This window comes from Ramlibacter sp., from assembly GCF_036676645.1.
Lineage (GTDB): Bacteria > Pseudomonadota > Gammaproteobacteria > Burkholderiales > Burkholderiaceae_C > Ramlibacter.
Window position 1 is genome coordinate 92,471 of sequence record NZ_JAKFCM010000053.1, and the last position, 20,755, is coordinate 113,225.

18 protein-coding genes are annotated in these 20,755 nt (G+C 69.3%); 9 read left to right on the plus strand and 9 right to left on the minus strand.

Annotated features, from left to right (window positions below):
- Nucleotides 1–20: 20 nt before the first annotated feature.
- The 4 genes from V6M57_RS08440 to serC form a co-directional block, all read right to left on the minus strand.
- Nucleotides 21–1,028: a hypothetical protein gene (locus tag V6M57_RS08440; protein WP_332814542.1), complete on the minus strand. Its 1,008-nt coding sequence runs from the start codon at nucleotides 1,026–1,028 to the stop codon at nucleotides 21–23.
- Between the two features lie 134 nt (nucleotides 1,029–1,162).
- On the minus strand, nucleotides 1,163–4,030 hold the full coding sequence (locus V6M57_RS08445; RefSeq protein WP_332814543.1) for an aconitate hydratase: 2,868 nt from the start codon (nucleotides 4,028–4,030) through the stop codon (nucleotides 1,163–1,165).
- Between the two features lie 125 nt (nucleotides 4,031–4,155).
- Nucleotides 4,156–5,346: a phosphoglycerate dehydrogenase gene (locus V6M57_RS08450; protein ID WP_332814544.1), complete on the minus strand. Its 1,191-nt coding sequence runs from the start codon at nucleotides 5,344–5,346 to the stop codon at nucleotides 4,156–4,158.
- A complete protein-coding gene (gene serC, locus V6M57_RS08455; RefSeq protein ID WP_332814545.1) occupies nucleotides 5,339–6,421 on the minus strand; it encodes a 3-phosphoserine/phosphohydroxythreonine transaminase in 1,083 nt (360 codons plus the stop codon). The genes V6M57_RS08450 and serC overlap by 8 nt, the downstream gene beginning before the upstream one ends.
- Nucleotides 6,422–6,572: 151 nt before the next feature.
- Here serC and V6M57_RS08460 point away from each other — a divergent pair, with 151 nt between their 5' ends.
- Nucleotides 6,573–7,418 carry a helix-turn-helix domain-containing protein gene (locus V6M57_RS08460; RefSeq protein ID WP_332814546.1) on the plus strand — a complete coding sequence of 282 codons (846 nt, stop codon included), beginning with the start codon at nucleotides 6,573–6,575 and terminating at the stop codon, nucleotides 7,416–7,418.
- Here the strand turns inward: V6M57_RS08460 and sbmA are convergent.
- Nucleotides 7,405–8,415: a peptide antibiotic transporter SbmA gene (gene sbmA / locus V6M57_RS08465; protein WP_332814547.1), complete on the minus strand. Its 1,011-nt coding sequence runs from the start codon at nucleotides 8,413–8,415 to the stop codon at nucleotides 7,405–7,407. The two genes, V6M57_RS08460 and sbmA, sit on opposite strands and share 14 nt — an antisense overlap.
- A gap of 196 nt (nucleotides 8,416–8,611) precedes the next feature.
- Between sbmA and V6M57_RS08470 the strand changes: the two genes are divergently transcribed.
- Nucleotides 8,612–9,109, plus strand: coding sequence for a pyridoxamine 5'-phosphate oxidase family protein (locus V6M57_RS08470; protein WP_332814548.1), 498 nt, complete (start codon nucleotides 8,612–8,614; stop codon nucleotides 9,107–9,109).
- Nucleotides 9,110–9,154: 45 nt separating this feature from the next.
- Here V6M57_RS08470 and acnB read toward each other — a convergent pair whose 3' ends face one another.
- Genes acnB through V6M57_RS08490 form a run of 4 tightly spaced genes read right to left on the minus strand, consistent with a single transcriptional unit; the run spans nucleotide 9,155 to nucleotide 14,582 of the window.
- Nucleotides 9,155–11,746, minus strand: coding sequence for a bifunctional aconitate hydratase 2/2-methylisocitrate dehydratase (gene acnB / locus V6M57_RS08475; protein ID WP_332814549.1), 2,592 nt, complete (start codon nucleotides 11,744–11,746; stop codon nucleotides 9,155–9,157).
- 29 nt (nucleotides 11,747–11,775) lie between these two features.
- Complete coding sequence (locus V6M57_RS08480) at nucleotides 11,776–12,573, minus strand: hypothetical protein (protein ID WP_332814550.1); 798 nt, start codon at nucleotides 12,571–12,573, stop codon at nucleotides 11,776–11,778.
- 25 nt (nucleotides 12,574–12,598) lie between these two features.
- Nucleotides 12,599–13,585, minus strand: coding sequence for an HpcH/HpaI aldolase/citrate lyase family protein (locus V6M57_RS08485; RefSeq protein WP_332814551.1), 987 nt, complete (start codon nucleotides 13,583–13,585; stop codon nucleotides 12,599–12,601).
- Nucleotides 13,586–13,595: 10 nt separating this feature from the next.
- Entirely contained in the window at nucleotides 13,596–14,582 is a 987-nt protein-coding gene (locus V6M57_RS08490; protein ID WP_332814552.1) for a malate dehydrogenase, read from the minus strand.
- Between the two features lie 188 nt (nucleotides 14,583–14,770).
- On the opposite strand from V6M57_RS08490, the gene V6M57_RS08495 reads away from it, so the two are divergent.
- The 7 genes from V6M57_RS08495 to gltA all read left to right on the plus strand — a co-directional run bounded on the left by V6M57_RS08495 (nucleotide 14,771) and on the right by gltA (nucleotide 20,743).
- Complete coding sequence (locus V6M57_RS08495) at nucleotides 14,771–15,553, plus strand: GntR family transcriptional regulator (RefSeq protein WP_332814553.1); 783 nt, start codon at nucleotides 14,771–14,773, stop codon at nucleotides 15,551–15,553.
- Nucleotides 15,554–15,720: 167 nt separating this feature from the next.
- On the plus strand, nucleotides 15,721–16,155 hold the full coding sequence (gene sdhC, locus V6M57_RS08500) for a succinate dehydrogenase, cytochrome b556 subunit (protein WP_332814554.1): 435 nt from the start codon (nucleotides 15,721–15,723) through the stop codon (nucleotides 16,153–16,155).
- Nucleotides 16,156–16,174: 19 nt separating this feature from the next.
- Nucleotides 16,175–16,540, plus strand: coding sequence for a succinate dehydrogenase, hydrophobic membrane anchor protein (gene sdhD, locus V6M57_RS08505; RefSeq protein ID WP_332814555.1), 366 nt, complete (start codon nucleotides 16,175–16,177; stop codon nucleotides 16,538–16,540).
- A 4-nt stretch (nucleotides 16,541–16,544) separates the two neighbouring features.
- Entirely contained in the window at nucleotides 16,545–18,353 is a 1,809-nt protein-coding gene (sdhA, locus tag V6M57_RS08510; protein ID WP_332814556.1) for a succinate dehydrogenase flavoprotein subunit, read from the plus strand.
- 67 nt (nucleotides 18,354–18,420) lie between these two features.
- Nucleotides 18,421–19,125 carry a succinate dehydrogenase iron-sulfur subunit gene (locus V6M57_RS08515; protein WP_332814557.1) on the plus strand — a complete coding sequence of 235 codons (705 nt, stop codon included), beginning with the start codon at nucleotides 18,421–18,423 and terminating at the stop codon, nucleotides 19,123–19,125.
- A 7-nt stretch (nucleotides 19,126–19,132) separates the two neighbouring features.
- A complete protein-coding gene (locus V6M57_RS08520; protein ID WP_332814558.1) occupies nucleotides 19,133–19,417 on the plus strand; it encodes an FAD assembly factor SdhE in 285 nt (94 codons plus the stop codon).
- A 15-nt stretch (nucleotides 19,418–19,432) separates the two neighbouring features.
- Nucleotides 19,433–20,743, plus strand: coding sequence for a citrate synthase (gltA, locus tag V6M57_RS08525; RefSeq protein WP_332814559.1), 1,311 nt, complete (start codon nucleotides 19,433–19,435; stop codon nucleotides 20,741–20,743).
- Nucleotides 20,744–20,755 lie beyond the last annotated feature (12 nt).

A 20,755-nucleotide genomic window follows, 5' to 3' on the forward strand; every position in this document is an offset into this window, starting at 1 on the left:
CCCGGCGGAACGGGCTGGAATCAGCCGGCGACGGCGTGCGAAGCAGCCCCGAGCAGCAGCGCCACCAGTTGCGACTCGCCGAGGGGGGATGCCCGCCGCGCGATGGCCGCGCCCGCCTGGCCCCGCAGGACTTCGGCCACGGCGTCGCCGACCGCCGCGTCTTCGGCCACCAGCTCGATCGCCGCCGGTCCCACGCGCTGCAGGAAGCTGGCCATGGCCGACGCCAGTTCCAGCGCCGGGCGGGCCTGCTCGCCCACCAGCAGCACCAGCCGGTCGGCCGGACGCGGCGCCTCGTGCACCAGCGGGTTGCCGACCGCCCGGCGCGACACCGCCCTCAGGCGCAGCGGGCGCCCGTGCAGGGGCAGGTCCAGGTAGGCGGCGCCGAAGTCGCTGGTGCCCGGGGCCGCATCGGCAAAGCGGCGGTACACCAGCGGGCGGTTGAAATGGTCGGCAATGCGGCGAGCGCTCTCGATGGCGCGCTGGTCGTCCGAGGCGAGCAGGCCGAAGCGCCGGTCGAGGTCGGGCAGGACCGTGGACGGCGTCAGCGTGCAGGGCTCGCTCAGCACGCGCCAGACGTCCTGCGGTTGCATCGAGGCGGCCGCCGCGGCGGCCGCCTCGATGCGGCGCTCGAACGGGACCGGGCCTTCCAGCCATTGCGTGGTGCTCAGTGTGAGCGGCTCCTGCAGCGTGCGCGGCCCGAAGCTGCGGTGCAGGATGCGCGGCACCTCGTGGCGGCCCCGCGCCGAGGCGGCAAGGGCGGCCTGGATCGCCGGCTCGGGCCCTTCCTGCCACAACACGAACCAGCCGGCCACGTGCAGGACGGCGCCGCACAGGTCCGGCACCCGCGCCGGCCCGTGCACCCGCTTGCGCGCGGCGAACAGCTCGTCCATCGCCGATCCCCTGACCCGGGAGCGGCTGGCGCGCACCAGCCGCAGCACGTCCGGGCCGGCCGCTGCGGCGGCCATCGACGGTGCCTGCGGCGCGAGGCCGGGCGCGGGCCCTCGGTCGGCGGCACTGGATCGAATCAAGGCAGGGTCCTTCGGTGCAGCCCGCCCGAGGCGGGACGGCCGAGTTTACGGTCTGATGGCTCGGGTGGAGCCTGCCCGGCCGGCACGAGCGGAGGGGGTTGCCGCCTGGCGACACCCCGCGCTGCCTCGCGCCCTCAGGCGGCCAGCAATTGCCGCAGCACGAACGGCAGGATGCCGCCGTGCCGGTAGTACTGCACCTCGATGTCGGTGTCGATGCGCAGCGTCACCGTGATCTCCCGGCTGCTGCCGTCGGCTCGCCGCACCACCACCCGGGCATTGCTGCGCGGGCGCAGCAAGGGGTCCGGCACGACGTCGACCAGCTCGGAGCCGTCCAGCTGCAGCGACTGCCAGGTGTCGGTGTCCTGGAACTGCAGCGGCAGCACGCCCATGCCCACCAGGTTGCTGCGGTGGATGCGCTCGAAGCTGCGCGCGATCACCGCCTTGATGCCCAGCAGCTGGGTGCCCTTGGCGGCCCAGTCGCGCGAGGAGCCGGTGCCGTATTCCTCGCCGGCAAAGACGACGGTGGGCCGCCCCTCGGCCATGTACTTCATCGCGGCGTCGAAGATGGACATCTTCTCCGTGCGGCCCTGGCCGTCGCGGTAGAGGGTGACGCCGCCCTCCTCGCGCGAGCCGCCGGGCAACGCCGGGATCATCAGGTTCTTGATGCGCACGTTGGCGAAGGTGCCGCGCATCATCACCTCGTGGTTGCCGCGGCGCGAGCCGTAGCTGTTGAAGTCGGGCTTGGTCACGCCATGGGCCAGCAGCCACTGGCCGGCCGGCGAGCTCTCCTTGATCGAGCCGGCCGGCGAGATGTGGTCGGTGGTGATCGAGTCGCCGAACAGCGCCATGATGCGCGCCTCGCGCACCGAGACGTCCTGCTTCGCGTCGTTGGCAGGCGGCTGCGGGTCGAACCCCGGGAACAGCGGCGGCTCGGCGATGTAGGTGCTGGTCGGCCACGCGTAGGTCTTGCCGGTCACGCCGTGGATGCCCTTCCAGAGCTGGCCCGGCTCGGACTTCACCTTCTCGTAGTTCCTCCGGTAGGCCTCGCCGTCCATGGCGTGCTGCATCAACCGGTGGATCTCCTCGGTGGACGGCCAGATGTCGCCCAGCCAGACATCCTTGCCGCCGTGGCCCTTGCCGACCGGCTCGGTCATCAGGTCCTTCAGGACGGTGCCGGCCAGCGCGTAGGCGACCACCAGCGGCGGGCTGGCCAGGAAGTTGGCCTTGATGTTGGGGTGGATGCGCGCCTCGAAGTTGCGGTTGCCCGACAGCACCGCGGCGCACACCAGGTCGCTCTTGCCGATGGCCTCGTTGATCTCCGGCGCCAGGTCGCCCGAGTTGCCGATGCAGGTGGTGCAGCCGTAGCCGGCCACCGTGAAGCGCAGTTGCTCCAGGTAGGGCAGCAGCCCGGTCTTGTGCAGGTACTCGGTGACGATGCGCGAACCGGGCGCCAGCGAAGTCTTGATGTGCGGCTGCACGCGCAGGCCCGCTTCCACCGCCTTCTTCGCCAGCAGGCCCGCCGCCAGCAGCACGCCCGGATTGGACGTGTTGGTGCAGCTGGTGATCGCCGCGATCAGTACGTCGCCGTTGCCGATGGCCACGTCCTGCGGCGCCGACGGCGTGGCGGCGGCTTCCGACTGGGCCGCCGCCAGCGTCGAGCGGTTGGCCACCATCTCGGTCTCGGAGACGATGGCTGCCGCCCGCAGCGGCGGGCTGGCCGGCACCCTGGGGTCCAGCGTCTCGCCACCCAGGTGCAACAGGGTCCGCGTCTGCAGGGTCTGCGCCGGCTGGTTGAAGCCGTTCTCGGCGACCGGGGCGCTGAACAGGCGCGTGAATTGCTCCTTGACCTTGCCCAGCTCGATGCGGTCCTGCGGCCGCTTCGGGCCGGACAGGCTGGGCGTGACCTCGCCCAGGTCCAGCTTCACCACCTGCGAGTAGTCCAGCTCCCCGGCCAGCGGCACGCCGAACATGCCCTGCGCCCGGAAGTAGGCCTCCAGCGCGGCGATCTCCTCCCGGGTGCGGCCGGTGCCGCGGAAGTAGTCGAGGGTCTTTTCGTCGACCGGGAAGAAGCCCATGGTGGCGCCGTACTCGGGCGCCATGTTGCCGATGGTCGCGCGATCGGGCACGGCCAGGGTGCGCGTGCCTTCGCCGAAGAACTCGACGAACTTGCCCACCACCTTGTGCTTGCGCAGCAGCTCGGTGACCGTGAGGACCAGGTCGGTGGCGGTGCAGCCTTCGCGCAGCCGGCCGGTCAGTTCGAGGCCGACCACGTCGGGCGTGAGCATGTACACCGGCTGGCCCAGCATGGCCGCCTCGGCCTCGATGCCGCCGACCCCCCAGCCGACCACGCCGATGCCGTTGATCATGGTCGTGTGGCTGTCGGTGCCGACCAGCGAATCGGGGTAGTACACGCCCTGGGGCGAACGGTGCACGCCGCGCGCCAGGTACTCCAGGTTGACCTGGTGGACGATGCCGAAGCCGGGCGGCACGACGCTGAAGGTATCGAAGGCCTGCATGCCCCACTTCATGAACTCGTAGCGCTCGCGGTTGCGGTGGAACTCGAGCTTCATGTTGAGGTCGAGCGCATCGCGGGTGCCGTAGTGGTCGACCATGATGGAGTGGTCCACCACCAGGTCGACCGGCACCAGCGGCTCGACGCGGCCCGGGTCGCGGCCCAGCCGCTGGGCGGTGCTGCGCATGGCCGCCAGGTCGGCCAGCAGGGGCACGCCCGTGAAGTCCTGCAGCACCACCCGCGCCACCAGGAAGGGAATCTCCTCGGTGCGCGCTGCGTTGGGCGACCAGTTCGCGACTTCGCGAACGTGGTCGGCGGTGACCTTGAGGCCGTCGCAGTTGCGCAGCACCGATTCGAGCACGATGCGCATGGAAACCGGCATCCGCCTGACCTTGGGGAACTCTTCGGCAAGCGCGGGCAGGGAGTAGAAGCTGCCGGTCTGCCGGCCGGCTTTGAAGCTCTTCAGGGTGCGGGCGAACGCGTGGGGCATGGAGTCCTTCCTTTTCTTCTGTCGGACGGATGCCGTCCCCGGCGGGACAGCACGGACCATTGTGCCGCCCCTGCCGCGGCAGCGCTGGCCCGGTGGCACAAGCCCGGACCGGCCGCGCGGGCGGGCTACCCGGCCGCCGGCAGGTAACGCACCGCCAGCACGCCTTCGATGGCCCGCAACGCGGCGAGCACTTCGCCGGACACGGCGCTGTCCACGTCCACCAGCGTGTAGGCCATCTCGCCGCGCGACTTGTTGACCATGTTGTGGATGTTCAGGCCGGCCTGCGCCATGGCGGTGGAGATCTGGCCCAGCATGTTGGGAACGTTGGCGTTGGCGATCGCCACCCGGAACGCCGATTCGCGCGGCATCGCCACCCCGGGGAAGTTCACCGCATTCACGATGTTGCCGTGCTCGAGGTAGTCGCGCAGCTGCTCGGCCACCATGACGGCGCAGTTGTCCTCGGCCTCCCGCGTGGAGGCGCCCAGGTGCGGCAACGCGATCACGCCCGGGTGGCGCAGGATGGGGCCGTGCGGGAAGTCGCAGACGTAGCGGCCCAGTGCGCCGCCATCCAGCGCCCGCAGTGCGGCCGCATCGTCGACCACGCCTTCGCGCGAGAAGTTCAGCAGCACGCCCCCGGGCCTGAGCAGCGGCAGGTTGTCGGCGTTGACCAGGTGCCGCGTCGCCTCGAGCAGCGGCACGTGCAGCGTCACGAAGCGTGCGCTCCTCAGCACCTCGCCCACGCTGCCGGCGCGGCGCACCTGCGAAGGCAGGCTCCAGGCCGCGTCGACGGTGATCTCGGGGTCGAAGCCCACCACGTTCATGCCCAGCTGCAGGGCCGAATGGGCGACCAGGCAGCCCACCTTGCCCAGGCCGATCACGCCCAGGGTCTGTCCGGCCAGCTCGAAACCGGCGAACGCCTTCTTGCCCTCCTCGACCTGGCGCTCCAGGGCCTCGGCGGCGGGGTCCAGCCCATCGACGAAGCGCTGCGCCGCCGGCAGGTTGCGCGCCGCCATCAGCATGCCGGCGAGCACCAGCTCCTTGACCGCGTTGGCGTTGGCGCCGGGGGCGTTGAACACGGGCACGCCGCGCGCGCTCATCGCAGGCACCGGGATGTTGTTGGTGCCGGCGCCGGCGCGCGCGATGGCCTGCACGCTGGCCGGCACCTGCATCGAGTGCATGTCGGCCGATCGCACCAGCACGGCGTCCGGCTCGGCCAGGTCCTTGCCGACCTGGTAGCGCCCGGCGGGCAGGCGCTGCAGCCCCAGTTCCGAGATCGGGTTGAGCACCAGGATCCGGATCGGGCGCTGGCTAGCCATGCTGCCTCTCGAATTCCTGCATCCAGGCCACCAGCGCCTTCACGCCTTCGAGCGGCATGGCGTTGTAGATCGACGCACGCATGCCGCCGACCGACCGGTGGCCCTTGAGCTGGATCATGCCGCGCTCCTGGGCCCCCTTGAGGAAGGCCTCGTCGAGGGCGGCATCCTTGAGCGTGAAGGGCACGTTCATCAGCGAGCGGTCGCCGGGCGCGACCGGGTTGCGGTAGAAGCTGCTGGCGTCCAGGTAGTCGTACAGGACCCTGGCCTTGGCCCGGTTGTGTTCCTCCATCGCCGCCAGCCCGCCCTGCGCCTTCACGTACTTGAAGACCAGCCCGGCGATGTAGATCGCGTAGGTCGGCGGCGTGTTGAGCATGGAGTCGGCTTCGGCCTGCAGCTTGTAGTTGAAGGCCGAGGGCGTGATGGGCAGCGCATGCCCGAGCAGGTCGTCGCGCACGATCACGACCGTGACGCCGGACGGGCCCATGTTCTTCTGCGCGCCGGCGTAGATCAGGCCATAGCGGGCGACTTCGACCGGCCGCGAGAGGATGCTGGACGACATGTCGGCCACCAGCGGCACTGCGCCCGTGTCCGGCGTCCAGTGGTATTCGACGCCGCCGATGGTCTCGTTGGAGCAGATGTGCACGTAGGCTGCGCCCGGGTCCAGCTTCCATTCGGCCTGCTTCGGGATGGCGGTGAACTTCGAGGCTTCGCCGGTGGCCGCGACGTTGACCGTGCCGTAGGCCCGGGCCTCCTTGACCGACTTCTTCGACCAGTCGCCCGTCACCACGTAATCGGCGCGGCCGGTGCGCCCGATCAGGTTCATCGGCACGATGGCGTTCTCGCCGATGGCGCCGCCCTGCAGGAACAGCACCTTGTAGCTGGAAGGGATCCCCATCAGTTCGCGCAGCGTGGCTTCGGCCTCGGCGTGGATGCCGATGAACTCCTTGCCGCGGTGGCTCATCTCCATCACCGACATGCCGCTGCCGTGCCAGTCGAGCATTTCCTCGGCCGCCTGGCGCAGGACGGCTTCGGGGAGGGTGGCAGGGCCGGGGCTGAAGTTGAAGACGCGGGTCATGGGCGGTCGTGATGGGTCGTGAAAAAGGGGTGGGACAGCATACAAGAAGCGAATCGGCCTGCCCGCGCCGGGCCCATCGGCGCGGGCCCGCCGCTGGACCATGACCTGCGAGGTCAGGGAACGCCGGCCGCGCAGCGCATAGCATCCCCGCATGAGCCTTGCCGACCCGCCCGCCATCGTCCCGCAGCCCTTCGGCGCCCAGCTGCGCCACTGGCGCCAGCACCGCCGCCTGTCGCAGCAGGGGCTGGCCGGCGAGGCGGACATCTCGACCCGTCACCTCAGCTTCGTCGAGACCGGGCGTGCGCTGCCCAGCCGGGAGATGGTGCTGCGGCTGGCGCAGCGGCTGGACGTGCCCTTGCGCGAGCGCAACGCCCTGCTGGTGGCGGCCGGCTACGCGCCCATGTACCGCGAGCGCCCGCTGGCCGATCCGGCACTGGCCCCGGCGCGCGAGGCCATCGCCCTGATCCTGCGGGCCCACGAGCCCAACCCGGCACTGGCGGTGGACCGGCACTGGAACCTGGTCGCGGGCAACCGCATGCTGGCGCACCTGCTGGCCGGCGCCGATGCCGGGCTGATGCAGGGCCCGGTCAACGTGCTGCGCCTCAGCCTGCATCCGCGCGGGCTCGCAGGCCGCATCGTGAACCTCGGGCAATGGCGCGAGCACCTGTTCGAGCGCCTGCACCAGCAGGTGCGGGCCACCGGCGACACCGTGCTGTCGGACCTGCTGGCGGAACTGCAGGCCTACCCCGTGCCCGAGGGCGCGCACGACACCCGACTGGGCGGCGAGCACCTGGGCGTGGCGCTGCCGCTGCAGTTGCGCGCGCCGGACGGGCGGGTGCTCAGCTTCATCAGCACCACCACCGTCTTCGGCACGGCGGTGGACGTCACCGTGCAGGAGCTGGCGCTGGAGACCTTCTTCCCGCTGGACGGTCCGACCGGCGAGGCATTGCGGCAGCTGGCGGCCGCCGGCGAGGCCCCGGGCCCTAGCCCGGCGTAGCGGCAGGCCGCACCGCGGCGGGATCGACGGCCTTGATCTGCTGCTCGAAGGCGCGCAGGCGCTTGTAGACCGACATCAGCTCCACGATGGTGGACCAGCTCAGCACCAGGAACTGGAACGAGCTTTCCACCCGGCCGAAGGCCCGCACGATCTGCTGCATCACCCCCAGCGTGACGGCGCCGCTCACCATGGTGGGCGCCAGCGCGATATAGGGCACCAGCACGCCGAACTGGATGTAGGACCACTTGGCGACATCGAAGTAGAGATAGTGGAAGAACAGCCGGAAGTAGTTCTTGCGCACGTCGCCGAACAGCTTCTGCGTCACCGGCCCGGCCGCGCGCGCGGCGTCGTCCTCGCCGTACACCAGCTCCTTGCGGTAGGCGGCCTCGACCCGCTGGTTCTGGAACTGCAGCCCCGGCAGCTTGATGCCGACGATGGCCAGCAGCACGGTACCGGCCAGGGCGAAGGCGATCGCGACCCAGACCAGCGACCAGGGGATGGGGCCTATGAACGGCAGCTCGGTGACCCTGGCCGACAGCCCGGCGAGGATCGGCAGGAACGCCCCCAGGACCATCAGGCTGCGCATGAAATCGATGCCCAGGCCTTCCATGATGCTGGCGAAGCGCATCGTGTCCTCCTGCACCCGCTGCGCCGCGCCCTCGATGTGGCGCAGCTTGTCCCAGTGCGCCATGTAGTAGTCGTTCATGGCCGTGCGCCAGCGGAAGATGTAGTGCTTGACGAAGAAGTCCAGCACCACCGCGATGGTGACGTACAGCATGGCGATGCGCAGGAAGGTGTTCAGCTGCGCCCAGTAGTCGGCCGTCGTGATGGAGCCCGGCTTGCTCAGCGCCTTCTGCACCAGGTCGTAGAAGGTGCCGAACCACTCGTTGATCTGGACGTCCAGCTCCACCCGGTACCAGGTGGCGAACAGGATGGCGGCGGTACCCAGCAGGGACCAGGGCAGCCAGCGGCGGGAGAAGAAGAACGACTTGAACATGCGGGCCTCGGGCCGGTTGAACGGCGCATGCTACGGGAACTCCGGCCCCGGCAGCGCCGGCCCGGGCCGCGCGAAGGAACCAGGTCCCCAGGGTGTCGGAGCCGGCGCACAGGGCCCGGAGGACGCTTCCGACGCTGCCGATGAGCGCGGCGCTGCAAGATGCGTGGAAGCCCCGACCCGCTCCCGAAGGACATCCATGAGCAAGGACAAGACCCCCCATCAACGCCTGTGGGAAATGATCAAGGACATCCGTTTCGCGATGCTGACGCACCGGCACGGTGACGGCGCCCTGCACTCGCACCCGCTCACCACCCTCAACAAGGGGCTCGGCGAGTTGCCCGTCCTCTACTTCTTCGTGTCGCGCCGCACCGAACTGGGCCAGCGGCTGCGCATGGATGGCAACGTCAACGTGTCCTACGCCGACCCCCACAACGACCGCTACGTGTCGATCAGCGGCCAGGCGACGATCAGCGAGGACCGCGACACGCGCCACCGGCTGTTCAATCCCATGACCAAGGCCTGGTTCCCCGGCGGCGCGGACGACCCCGAGCTGGAGCTGGTGGAAGTGCACATCACCCACGCCGAGTTCTGGGACATCCGGGAGAGCAAGCCGACCCAGCTGTTCAAGCTGGCGGCGGCCGCCGTGAGCGGGGAGCGGGCCACCATGGGCGAGCACTGCGAAGTGCTGGTGTGAGCGGAACGGAAGCGGCCCCGTAGGGCCGCTTCCGATGAGGCCCGTTTACGCGGGCGCCTGGTCGGCGACCTTGCGGAAGTCGTCGATGCGGTCGAAGTTCATGTACTGGTAGATCTTCTCGCCGTTGGCGTTGATCACGCCGATGTCGGCCATGTACTCCTCGCGCGTGGGGATGCGGCCCAGGCGCGAGCAGATGGCGGCCAGTTCGGCGCTGCCCAGGTACACGTTGCTGTTCTTGCCCAGCCGGTTGGGGAAGTTGCGGGTCGAGGTGGAGAACACGGTGGCGCCCTCCTTGACCTGCGCCTGGTTGCCCATGCACAGCGAGCAGCCGGGCATCTCCATGCGCGCGCCGGCGGTGCCCAGCACGCCGTAGTGGCCCTCTTCGGTGAGCTGCTTCTGGTCCATCTTGGTCGGCGGCGCCACCCACAGCTTGGTCGGGATGTCGCGCTTGCCTTCCAGCAGCTTGGACGCCGCCCGGAAGTGTCCGATGTTGGTCATGCAGGAGCCGATGAACACCTCGTCGATCTTCGCGCCGGCCACCTCGGACAGCGTCCTGACGTCGTCCGGATCGTTCGGGCAGGCGACGATGGGCTCGACGATCTCCCCCAGGTCGATCTCGATCACCGCGGCGTACTCGGCGTCGGCATCGGCCTGGAGCAACTGCGGGTCCTTCAGCCAGGCCTCCTGGGCCGCGATGCGCCGGCCCAGGGTGCGGGCGTCGGCGTAGCCCTTGGCGATCATCCAGCGCATCAGCGTGATGTTGCTGGTGATGTATTCGATGATCGGTTCCTTGTTCAGGTGCACCGTGCACGCCGCCGCGGAGCGCTCGGCCGACGCGTCGGACAGCTCGAACGCCTGTTCCACCTTCAGGTCGGGCAGACCCTCGATCTCGAGGATGCGGCCGGAGAAGACGTTCTTCTTGCCGGCCTTGGCGACCGTCAGCAGCCCCTGCTTGATCGCGTACAGCGGAATGGCGTTGACCAGGTCGCGCAGGGTCACGCCCGGCTGCATCCGGCCCTTGAAGCGCACCAGCACGCTCTCGGGCATGTCCAGCGGCATCACGCCGGTGGCCGCCGCGAAGGCCACCAGTCCGGATCCGGCCGGGAAGCTGATGCCGATCGGGAAGCGCGTGTGCGAGTCGCCGCCGGTGCCCACCGTGTCGGGCAGCAGCAGGCGGTTGAGCCAGCTGTGGATCACGCCGTCGCCCGGGCGCAGCGAAACGCCGCCGCGGGTGGAGATGAAGTCGGGCAGCTCGTGGTGCATCTTCACGTCGACCGGCTTCGGATAGGCCGCCGTGTGGCAGAAGGACTGCATCACCAGGTCGGCGCTGAAGCCGAGGCAGGCCAGGTCCTTGAGCTCGTCGCGCGTCATCGGGCCGGTCGTGTCCTGGGAACCTACCGAGGTCATCTTCGGTTCGCAGTAGGTGCCCGGCCGCACGCCCTGGCCTTGCGGCAGGCCGCAGGCGCGACCGACCATCTTCTGCGCCAGCGTGAAGCCCTTGCCGCTGTCCCTGGGTGCCCGGGGCAGGCGGAACAGCGTGGAGGGCGGCAGGCCCAGCGCCTCGCGCGCCTTGGCCGTCAGGCCGCGGCCGATGATCAGCGGGATGCGGCCGCCGGCGCGCACCTCGTCGAACAGCACCTCGCTCTTGACCTGGAAAGTGGCGACCACCTCGCCCTTCTTCAGGGCCTTGCCCTCGTAGGGGCGCAGCTCGATGACGTCGCCCATCTCCATCTTCGAGACGTCCAGCTCGATCGGCAGGGCGCCGGCGTCTTCCATGGTGTTGTAGAAGATCGGCGCGATCTTGCCGCCCAGGCAGACGCCGCCGAAGCGCTTGTTCGGCACGAAGGGGATGTCCTCGCCGGTCCACCACAGCACGCTGTTGGTGGCCGACTTGCGCGAGGAACCGGTGCCCACCACGTCGCCGACGTAGGCCACCGGGTGGCCCTTGGCCTTGAGTTCGTCCAGGAACTTCACCGGGCCGCGCCTGCCGTCTTCCTCCGGCTGGAACGGGGCGCCCTCGCGCCTGTTCTTCAGCATGGCCAGCGCGTGCAGCGGGATGTCGGGACGGCTCCAGGCGTCCGGGGCCGGCGACAGGTCGTCGGTGTTGGTCTCGCCGGGCACCTTGAACACGGTGACGGTCAGGCTCTGCGGCACTTCGGGGCGGCTGGTGAACCACTCGGCGTCGGCCCAGCTCTGCAGCACGGCCTTGGCGTTGGCGTTGCCCTTGTCGGCCTTCTCCTTGACGTCGTGGAACTGGTCGAACATCAGCAGCGTCTTCTTCAGCGCGTCGGCCGCCGCGGTGCCGACCTCGGCGTCGTCCAGCAGTTCGATCAGCGGGCCGATGTTGTAGCCGCCCAGCATGGTGCCCAGCAGCTCCGTGGCCTTGGCCCGGGAAATGATCATGCACTTCTCGCTGCCCAGCGCCACCGCCGCCAGGTAGCTGGCCTTGACCTTGGCGGCATCGTCCACGCCGGCCGGCACGCGGTTCGTGATCAGGTCCAGCAGGAAGTCGGCCTGTGCAGTGGCCGGGTTCTTCAGCAGCTCGATCAGTTCCGAGGTCTGTTGCGCGGTCAGCGGCAGCGGCGGGATGCCCAGTGCGGCTCGCTCGGCCACGTGGTTCACATAGGTTTGCAGCACTTTTCTTTTCTCCGTACCTGGGACGCAGGTCAGTTGGGGGTGGGCGCGGACGCGGCGGCAGCCGGGATCGGCGCGGTGGATTCGCTTGCGGCGGGCGCGGGGGGCGGCGCCGCCTCGGTGGCAGCAACGGCGGGGACGGCCAGCGGCGCAGAGGCGGGCGGGGACGGCTGCGCTGCCGTCGCGGTGGCCGGGGCGCCGGCCGGCTGCTGCGGCGCGCAGCAGGGCATGCCGCCCGGGTGCCCGCCGTGCGGCATCGGTTCCAGCAGGCTGGGACGCGGGTTGCGCTTGAGCTCCTCGGCGTAGGTCACCTGCTCCGGGCTCTGGCATTCGTCGGCCAGGCGCTGCCCCAGCTTCTGGCTCATCAGCATGGACTTGTTGCCCAGCTGCAGCCACATCGCGCCGCGCCTGGAGTCTTCCAGCCGGATGGCGCCGGTGCGGCTGTGCACCGGATGCATCAGGAAGCGATGGCCCTTGGTGCTGACCACGAACAGGCCGGTGCGGCGTGCCGCGCGCACGCGCACCGACGCGCCGAGCTCGCAGGGCATCTCGCCCACGTAGACCTGGCTGGCCACCTTCAGGTCGTCTTCGCTGATGCGGATACCGGGATCGTCGTCGATCGGCGTGACCTCCTCGACGGCCTTCTGCGCCGATGGATCCAGGCGCTTGCCTTTCGCGGCCGGTCTCGCCGCCTTGGCCGTGGGCTTCGCGGCCGGCCGGGCGGCAGCCGCGGACTTGCCGGGGGCCGGCTGGGGGGCCTGCGCCGCCACCGGCGGGGCCAGGGCGATCAGCAGCGCGGCCGCGGCGGCCGGCACGAGACGGTCAATCATGCATGTCTCCTCGGGGTCGTCGATCTCATGGCCTTGCAAACCAGGCTTGCGCCGGCGCGGGCAAGCGCGCGCCGGTGGCGTGGGCGCGCTCGAGCACCTGCCAGTGGAAGCGGTAGCTGGCGCGGTCGTGCAGCTTGCCATCGAAGCTGATGGGCGCCCAGGCGGCCCGCTCGGCCTGCTGCAGGATGCGGGCGGCCTGGGCGATCTCGCCTTCGCTGGGCGACATCGCCTTCAGGATGGGCCGGATCTGGTCGGGGTGGATGCTCCACATGCGCGTGTAGCCGAATTCGGCGGCGGCGCGCCGCGCGGACGCCTCGATCGCCTGTGCATCCTTGAATTCGGTCACCACGCAGTGCGAGGGCACCTTGCCGTGGGCGTGGCAGGCCGACGCGATCTCCAGCTTGGCGCGCACCACCAGCGGATGCGTGAACTGCCCCTGGGCACCCATGCCCTCCTCGGGAACGGCGCCGCCGTGGGCGGAGACGAAATCCATCAGCCCGAAGCTGAGCGACTGGATGCGCGGGTGGCCGGCGATGTCGAAGGCCCGGTGCACGGCCGCCGGCGACTCGATCAGCGCGTGCAGCGGCAATTGCGGCGCCCGGGCGGCGTCCAGTGCATGCGCGGCGATCTCGACGTCGCGCAGCGACTCCACCTTGGGGATCATCACGTGCGACAGGCGCGCACCGGCCCGGCCGACGATGGCCTGCACGTCCTGCGCGAAGCTCGGATGGTCGACCGGGTGGACGCGCACGGCCACGCGCGCTCCGGCTTCGGCGCCCATCACCAGGTCGGTGACGAGCTCCGCGTGCTCGGCCTCGCGGCCGACCGGCGCGCCGTCCTCGCAGTCGAGCGAAACGTCGAACACGCACGCGCCGAACTCGCGCGCCATCTCGGCCTGCAGCTGCAGGCTCTTGCGCATCCTCGCCTCCACGCCGCTGTAGTGGTCGCACACCGGCAGGCCGCCGGTGCGCGCCTGGGCGCCGAGGAGGATGTCGCGCGGGTGCTGCTTCACGCGACGCCGCTCAGAGCAGGTGCGCCACGCCGGCCTGTTCGTCCTGCAGTTCCTTGAGCGTCTTGTCGATGCGCTCCTGGCTGAACGCGTCGATGGGCAGGCCCTTGACGATCTCGTACTTGCCGTTGGCGGTGGTGACCGGGAAGCCGAACATCACGTCCTTGGGGATGCCGTAGTCGCCGTTGGACGGCACGCCCATGGTGACCCACTTGCCGTTGCTGCCCAAGGCCCAGTCGCGCATGTGGTCGATGGCGGCGTTGGCGGCCGAGGCAGCCGACGACAGGCCGCGCGCCTCGATGATGGCGGCGCCGCGCTTGCCCACGGTGGGCAGAAAGGTGTCGGCGTTCCACGCGGGGTCGTTGATCATGTCCTTGACGCTCTTGCCGCCCACGGTGGCGAAGCGGTAGTCGGCGTACATGGTGGGCGAGTGGTTGCCCCAGACCGTGAGCTTCTCGATGTCGGCGACGGCGCAACCGGCCTTGGCCGCGACCTGCGACAGCGCCCGGTTGTGGTCCAGGCGCAGCATGGCCGTGAAGTTCTCGCGCGGCAGCGAGGGGGCACTCTTCATCGCGATGTACGCATTGGTGTTGGCCGGGTTGCCGACCACCAGCACCTTGACGTTGCGGCTCGCCACGGCGTCCAGCGCCTTGCCCTGGCCGATGAAGATCTTGCCGTTGATGGACAGCAGCTCGGCACGCTCCATGCCGGCCTTGCGCGGCATCGAGCCGACCAGCAGCGCGTAGTCGGTGTCCTTGAACGCCGTCATCGGGTCGCCGTGCGCCTCCATGCCGGCCAGCAGCGGGAAGGCGCAGTCCTCCAGTTCCATCATCACGCCCTTGAGGGCCTTCTGCGGGCCCTCGGCCGGCACTTCCAGCAGCTGCAGGATGACGGGCTGGTCCTTGCCCAGCATCTCGCCGGATGCGATGCGGAACAGCAGGGCGTAACCGATCTGGCCGGCGGCGCCGGTGACGGCGACGCGGACGGGCTTCTTGCTCATGGAGGTTCTCCGAAAGTGGGTCAATCGATACGTCGCGCCGGCGGCGCGGGCCGGCGCGAGCGGCCGGCGGAACCGCGGGCGGCGCCCGGGCGGAACAGGGATCGAGTGTACCTGCTCGCACCCCTCAGGGTCAATTTGTCTTATGTCTTATATAAGATATGATCCACACTCCAGAAGCCGCTTTCCGCATGCCCGTCCCGCCCCCGATCGACGACGCCGTGGCCGACTCCGTGCCGGCCCGGGCGGCGCCGTCGTTCAGTCCGCTGTACCAGCAGATCAAGGCCTTGATCCTGCGCAGCCTGCAGGCCGGCGAGTGGAAGCCCGGCGAGGCGATTCCGAGCGAAATGGACCTGGCCGCGCGCTTCCGGGTCAGCCAGGGCACGGTGCGCAAGGCGATCGACGAGCTGGCCGCCGAGAACCTGCTGGTGCGCCGCCAGGGCAAGGGCACGTTCGTCGCCACCCACAGCGAGCAGCAGGTCCGCTACCGGTTCCTCAAGCTGGTGCCCGACAGCGGCGGTCGCGACGAGGCCGGCAGCGCCGAGCGCACCATCCTCGAATGCCGGCGTACCCGCGCGTCGGCCGAAGTGGCGCGCGCGCTGGGTCTGCACACCTCCGACGCGGTGATCCAGGTGCGGCGCGTGCTCTCCTTCGCCGGCGAGCCCACCATCCTGGAAGACCTCTGGCTGCCGGGAACGGCATTCAAGGGGCTGACCGCCGAACAGATGGCGGACTACCAGGGCCCCACCTACGCGATGTTCGAGATCGAGTTCGGCGTGCGCATGGTGCGCGCCGAGGAGAAGCTGCGCGCCGTGGCGGCCGACGCGCAGCAATCGGAGCTGCTGAACGTGCCGCGCGGCACGCCGCTCCTGAGCGTCGAGCGCATTGCCTACACCTACAACGACGTGCCGATGGAACTGCGCCGGGGCCTGTACCGCACCGACCACCGGCACTACCGCAACGAGCTGAGTTGACCCCTTCGCCACCCCCGCCCGGACGCCGCCTGCGCAGGCCGCGACGAACATCCGCACTGCTTGAGGTGGCGCAGCATTCGTGTCAGGTTGTTGCGTTGAAATAGAATTTTGGGTTGTCCGCCCTCGCGGCGGCACGCGCAACCCCTTCCCGCAGAAAGCCAAACCCCATGTCAGTTGCCCAGAAGCCGCGCCCGGAATTCCGCAACATCAATGCGTTCAGGGACCTGCCCACCTATCGCCTGCCGGCGCCCGGGCGGGTGTCCATCCTGCACCGCATCAGCGGCGCGCTGATGTTCGTGCTGCTGCCGTTCATCATCTGGATGTTCGACACCTCGGTGTCCTCGGAACTTTCGTTCGCCCGCTTCACCGCCGCCTTCGGCAGCGGCATCGGCTTCGTGCCCGGCTGGTTCGTCAAGCTGGTCGCGCTCGGCCTGATCTGGGCCTACCTGCACCACTTCATCGCCGGCGTGCGGCACGTCTGGATGGACATCAGCCACGACGCGGTCACCCTGCAGCGCGGCCGCCCGTCGGCCATGGTCACGCTGGTGCTGAGCATCGCGCTGACGATCGTGCTGGGGCTGAAGCTGTTCGGCGCCTACTGATTCGGGGAAAGAGACAACCATGGCAGTCAACTACGGAACACGCCGCACCGTCGTCGGTGCGCATTACGGCCTGCGCGACTGGCTCAGCCAGCGCGTCACCGCCGCCCTGATGGCGGTCTTCACGCTGGTCGTGCTGGCGCAGCTGCTGTTCGGCAGCGGGCCGATCGGCTACGAGAGCTGGGCCGGCATCTTCGCCAGCCAGTGGATGAAGGTGCTGACCTTCGCCGTGATCGTCGGGCTGGCCTGGCACGCCTGGGTCGGCATGCGCGACGTGCTGATGGACTACATCAAGCCGATCGGGCTGCGCCTGGTCCTGCAGGTGTTCGTGATCGTCTGGCTGACCGGCTGCGCCGGCTGGGCCATCCAGGTACTCTGGAGGATTTGAGGCAATGGGCTACAGCAGCAACAACATCACCCGCCGGCGCTTCGACGTCGTCATCGTCGGCGCGGGCGGCTCCGGCATGCGCGCATCGCTGCAGCTGGCGCGCGCCGGCCTGAACGTGGCCGTGCTCTCCAAGGTCTTCCCGACCCGCTCGCACACCGTGGCCGCCCAGGGCGGCATCGGCGCGTCGCTGGGCAACATGTCCGAGGACAACTGGCACTACCACTTCTACGACACCGTCAAGGGCGGCGACTGGCTGGGCGACCAGGACGCAATCGAGTACATGTGCCGCGAGGCGCCCAAGGTCGTCTACGAGCTCGAGCACATGGGCATGCCGTTCGACCGCAACCCCGACGGCACCATCTACCAGCGCCCGTTCGGCGGCCACACCGCCAACTACGGCGAGAAGCCCGTGCAGCGCGCCTGCGCCGCGGCCGACCGCACCGGCCACGCCATGCTGCACACGCTGTACCAGCAGAACGTCAAGGCCCGCACCAGCTTCTTCGTCGAGTGGATGGCGCTGGACCTGATCCGCGACGCCGACGGCGACGTGGTCGGCGTCACCGCGCTGGAGATGGAGACCGGCGACCTGCACATCCTGGAGGCCAAGACCACCCTGCTGGCCACCGGCGGCGCCGGCCGGATCTTCGCCGCGTCGACCAACGCCTACATCAACACCGGCGACGGCCTGGGCATGGCGGCGCGCGCCGGCATCCCGCTGCAGGACATGGAGTTCTGGCAGTTCCACCCCACCGGCGTGGCCGGCGCGGGCGTGCTGCTGACCGAAGGCTGCCGCGGCGAGGGCGCGATCCTGCTGAACAGCAACGGCGAGCGCTTCATGGAGCGCTATGCGCCGACGCTGAAGGACCTGGCACCGCGCGACTTCGTCTCGCGCTCGATGGACCAGGAGATCAAGGAAGGGCGCGGCTGCGGTCCGAACAAGGACTACGTCCTGCTCAAGCTCGACCACCTGGGCGCCGACACCATCCACAAGCGCCTGCCCTCGGTGTACGAGATCGGCGTCAACTTCGCCAACGTCGACATCACGCGCGAGCCGATCCCGGTGGTGCCGACCATCCACTACCAGATGGGCGGCATCCCGACCAACATCCACGGCCAGGTGGTGGTGCAGGAAGGCGACGTGCACAACAAGGTCGTCAACGGCCTGTACGCGGTGGGCGAGTGCTCCTGCGTCAGCGTGCACGGGGCCAACCGGCTGGGCACCAACTCGCTGCTGGACCTGCTGGTGTTCGGCCGTGCCGCGGGCGACCACATCGTCGAGTACGCCAGCCGCAACAAGGCCCACAAGCCGCTGCCCTCGGGCGCGGCCGACCGCACGCTGGAGCGGCTGGCGCGCCTGGATGCAGCCACGTCCGGCGAGTATGCCCAGGACGTCGCCAACGACCTGCGCCAGAGCATGCAGAAGCACGCCGGCGTGTTCCGCACCCAGGCCATGCTGGACGAGGGCGTCGGCCAGGTCGCCGCGCTGCGCCAGCGCGTCAACGCCATTGCCCTGAAGGACCAGTCGATGGTGTTCAACACCGCCCGCGTGGAGGCGCTGGAGGTGGAAAACCTGATCGAGTGCGCCCAGGCCACCATCGTCTCGGCCGCGGCCCGCAAGGAGTGCCGCGGCGCCCACACGGTGCACGAGTACGAGAAGCCCGCCGACGACCCGGTGGCGCCGCTCGGTCGCGACGACACCAACTGGCTCAAGCACACGCTCTGGCACAGCACCAGCAACAGCCTGACCTACAAGCCGGTGAACCTCAAGCCGCTGTCGGTCGAATCGGTCCCGCCCAAGGTCCGCACCTTCTGAGCACCAGGTCCTTCCCCAAACCTTTCCCGCCGGCCGCCAGGGCTACCGGTTCTCCTTCGGATACATCATGCAGAAACGCACCTTCCAGATCTACCGCTACGACCCCGACAAGGACGCCAAGCCGTACATGCAGACGGTGGAGATCGAGCTGGACGGCAACGAGCGCATGCTGCTGGACGCGCTGCTCAAGCTCAAGGCGCAGGACCCCTCCGTGTCGTTCCGGCGGTCGTGCCGCGAGGGTGTGTGCGGCTCGGACGCCATGAACATCAACGGCAAGAACGGGCTGGCCTGCCTGACCAACATGCGCACGCTGAAGGACCCGATCGTCCTCAAGCCGCTGCCGGGGCTGCCGGTGGTCCGCGACCTGATCGTGGACATGACCGATTTCTTCAAGCAGTACCACTCGATCAAGCCCTACCTGATCAACGACACCATCCCGCCCGAGAAGGAGCGGCTGCAGTCGCCCGAGGAACGCGAGGAGCTCAACGGCCTGTACGAGTGCATCCTGTGCGCCAGCTGTTCGACCGCCTGCCCCAGCTTCTGGTGGAATCCCGACAAGTTCGTCGGCCCGGCCGGCCTGCTGCAGGCGTACCGCTTCCTGGCCGACAGCCGCGACCAGGCCACCAGCGAGCGCCTGGACAACCTGGAAGATCCCTACCGGCTGTTCCGCTGCCGCACCATCATGAACTGCACCGACGTCTGTCCGAAGGGCCTGAATCCGGCCCAGGCCATCGGCAAGATCAAGGAATTGATGGTCCGCCGGGCCGTCTGAAGCCGTGATGGGAGAGGCCGTGCTCGACGAACATGCGGTCGGCAAGCTGCGCTGGCGCTGCCGCCGCGGCATGCTGGAGAACGACCTCCTGCTCGAGCGCTTCTTCACCCGCCATGGGGCCGCACTCACGCCGCGGCAGGGCGCCGTGCTGGAGGAAGTGATGCAGCTGTCCGACAATGAACTGATGGACCTGCTGCTGCGCCGCCGCGAGCCCGCCGGGGAGCTCGACCGCAGCGAGGTTCGCCAGTTGCTGGCGTTGCTGCGCGCCCCCGCCCCCGCCGCGAACGATTGACTTGAAGGAAACGAGATGAAACCCGCCGACAACAAAGCCACCCTGTCGTTCAGCAACGGCAGCCCGAGCGTCGAGCTGCCCGTGTACCAGGGCAGCATCGGCCCGCAGGTGATCGACATCCGCAAGCTGTACGCGCAGACCGGCATGTTCACCTACGACCCGGGCTTCATGTCCACGGCGTCCTGCCAGTCGACCATCACCTACATCGACGGCGACAAGGGCGAACTGCTGTACCGCGGCTACCCGATCGAGCAGCTGGCCACCCAGTGCGACTTCCTGGAGACCTGCTACCTGCTGCTGTACGGCGAACTGCCCAACGTGCAGCAGAAGACCGACTTCGTCTCGCGCGTGACCAACCACACCATGGCGCACGAGCAGATGCAGTTCTTCCTGCGCGGTTTCCGGCGCGACGCGCACCCGATGGCGGTGATGACCGGCCTGGTCGGCGCGCTGTCGGCGTTCTATCACGACAGCACCGACATCAACAATCCGCAGCACCGCGAGATCTCGGCGATCCGCCTGATCGCCAAGATGCCCACGCTGGTGGCGATGGCGTACAAGTACAGCGCCGGCCAGCCCTACATGTACCCGAAGAACTCGCTGTCGTACACGGCGAACTTCATGCGCATGATGTTCGCCACGCCTTGCGCGGAGTACGAGCCCAACGAGGTGCTGGTGCGCGCGATGGACCGCATCTTCATCCTGCACGCCGACCACGAGCAGAACGCCTCCACCTCCACCGTGCGCCTGTGCGGCAGCTCGGGCACCAACCCGTTCGCCGCCATCGCCGCGGGCGTGGCCTGCCTGTGGGGCCCGGCGCACGGCGGCGCCAACGAGGCCGCGCTGAACATGCTGGAGGACATCCAGCAGATGGGCGGCGTGGCCAAGATCGGCGAGTTCGTCGGCAAGGTCAAGGACAAGAACTCGGGCGTGCGCCTGATGGGCTTCGGGCACCGCGTCTACAAGAACTACGACCCGCGCGCCAAGCTCATGCGCGAGACCTGCCACGAGGTGCTCAGCGAGCTGGGCCTGGAGAACGACCCGCTGTTCAAGCTGGCCATGTCGCTGGAGAAGATCGCGCTGGAGGACGAGTACTTCGTCTCGCGCAAGCTCTATCCGAACGTGGACTTCTATTCGGGCATCGTGCAGCGCGCCATCGGCATCCCGGTGTCGCTGTTCACCGCCATCTTCGCGCTGGCCCGCACGGTCGGCTGGATCGCCCAGCTCAACGAGATGATCGGCGACCCCGAGTACAAGATCGGCCGCCCGCGCCAGCTGTATGCCGGTGCCGTCCGGCGCGACGTGCAGCCGATCGCCCAGCGCTGAGGCGGCTGCCCG

Coding starts and splice junctions, on each gene's coding strand:
- gltA (WP_332814559.1), top strand. CDS start 19,433: ATGAAACCCGCCGACAACAAAGCCACCCTGTCGTTCAGCAACGGCAGC.
- sdhD (WP_332814555.1), top strand. CDS start 16,175: ATGGCAGTCAACTACGGAACACGCCGCACCGTCGTCGGTGCGCATTAC.
- sdhA (WP_332814556.1), top strand. CDS start 16,545: ATGGGCTACAGCAGCAACAACATCACCCGCCGGCGCTTCGACGTCGTC.
- V6M57_RS08515 (WP_332814557.1), top strand. CDS start 18,421: ATGCAGAAACGCACCTTCCAGATCTACCGCTACGACCCCGACAAGGAC.
- V6M57_RS08480 (WP_332814550.1), bottom strand. CDS start 12,573: ATGATTGACCGTCTCGTGCCGGCCGCCGCGGCCGCGCTGCTGATCGCC.
- V6M57_RS08445 (WP_332814543.1), bottom strand. CDS start 4,030: ATGCCCCACGCGTTCGCCCGCACCCTGAAGAGCTTCAAAGCCGGCCGG.
- V6M57_RS08460 (WP_332814546.1), top strand. CDS start 6,573: ATGAGCCTTGCCGACCCGCCCGCCATCGTCCCGCAGCCCTTCGGCGCC.
- V6M57_RS08470 (WP_332814548.1), top strand. CDS start 8,612: ATGAGCAAGGACAAGACCCCCCATCAACGCCTGTGGGAAATGATCAAG.
- V6M57_RS08520 (WP_332814558.1), top strand. CDS start 19,133: ATGGGAGAGGCCGTGCTCGACGAACATGCGGTCGGCAAGCTGCGCTGG.
- serC (WP_332814545.1), bottom strand. CDS start 6,421: ATGACCCGCGTCTTCAACTTCAGCCCCGGCCCTGCCACCCTCCCCGAA.
- sdhC (WP_332814554.1), top strand. CDS start 15,721: ATGTCAGTTGCCCAGAAGCCGCGCCCGGAATTCCGCAACATCAATGCG.
- V6M57_RS08450 (WP_332814544.1), bottom strand. CDS start 5,346: ATGGCTAGCCAGCGCCCGATCCGGATCCTGGTGCTCAACCCGATCTCG.
- V6M57_RS08490 (WP_332814552.1), bottom strand. CDS start 14,582: ATGAGCAAGAAGCCCGTCCGCGTCGCCGTCACCGGCGCCGCCGGCCAG.
- V6M57_RS08495 (WP_332814553.1), top strand. CDS start 14,771: ATGCCCGTCCCGCCCCCGATCGACGACGCCGTGGCCGACTCCGTGCCG.
- sbmA (WP_332814547.1), bottom strand. CDS start 8,415: ATGTTCAAGTCGTTCTTCTTCTCCCGCCGCTGGCTGCCCTGGTCCCTG.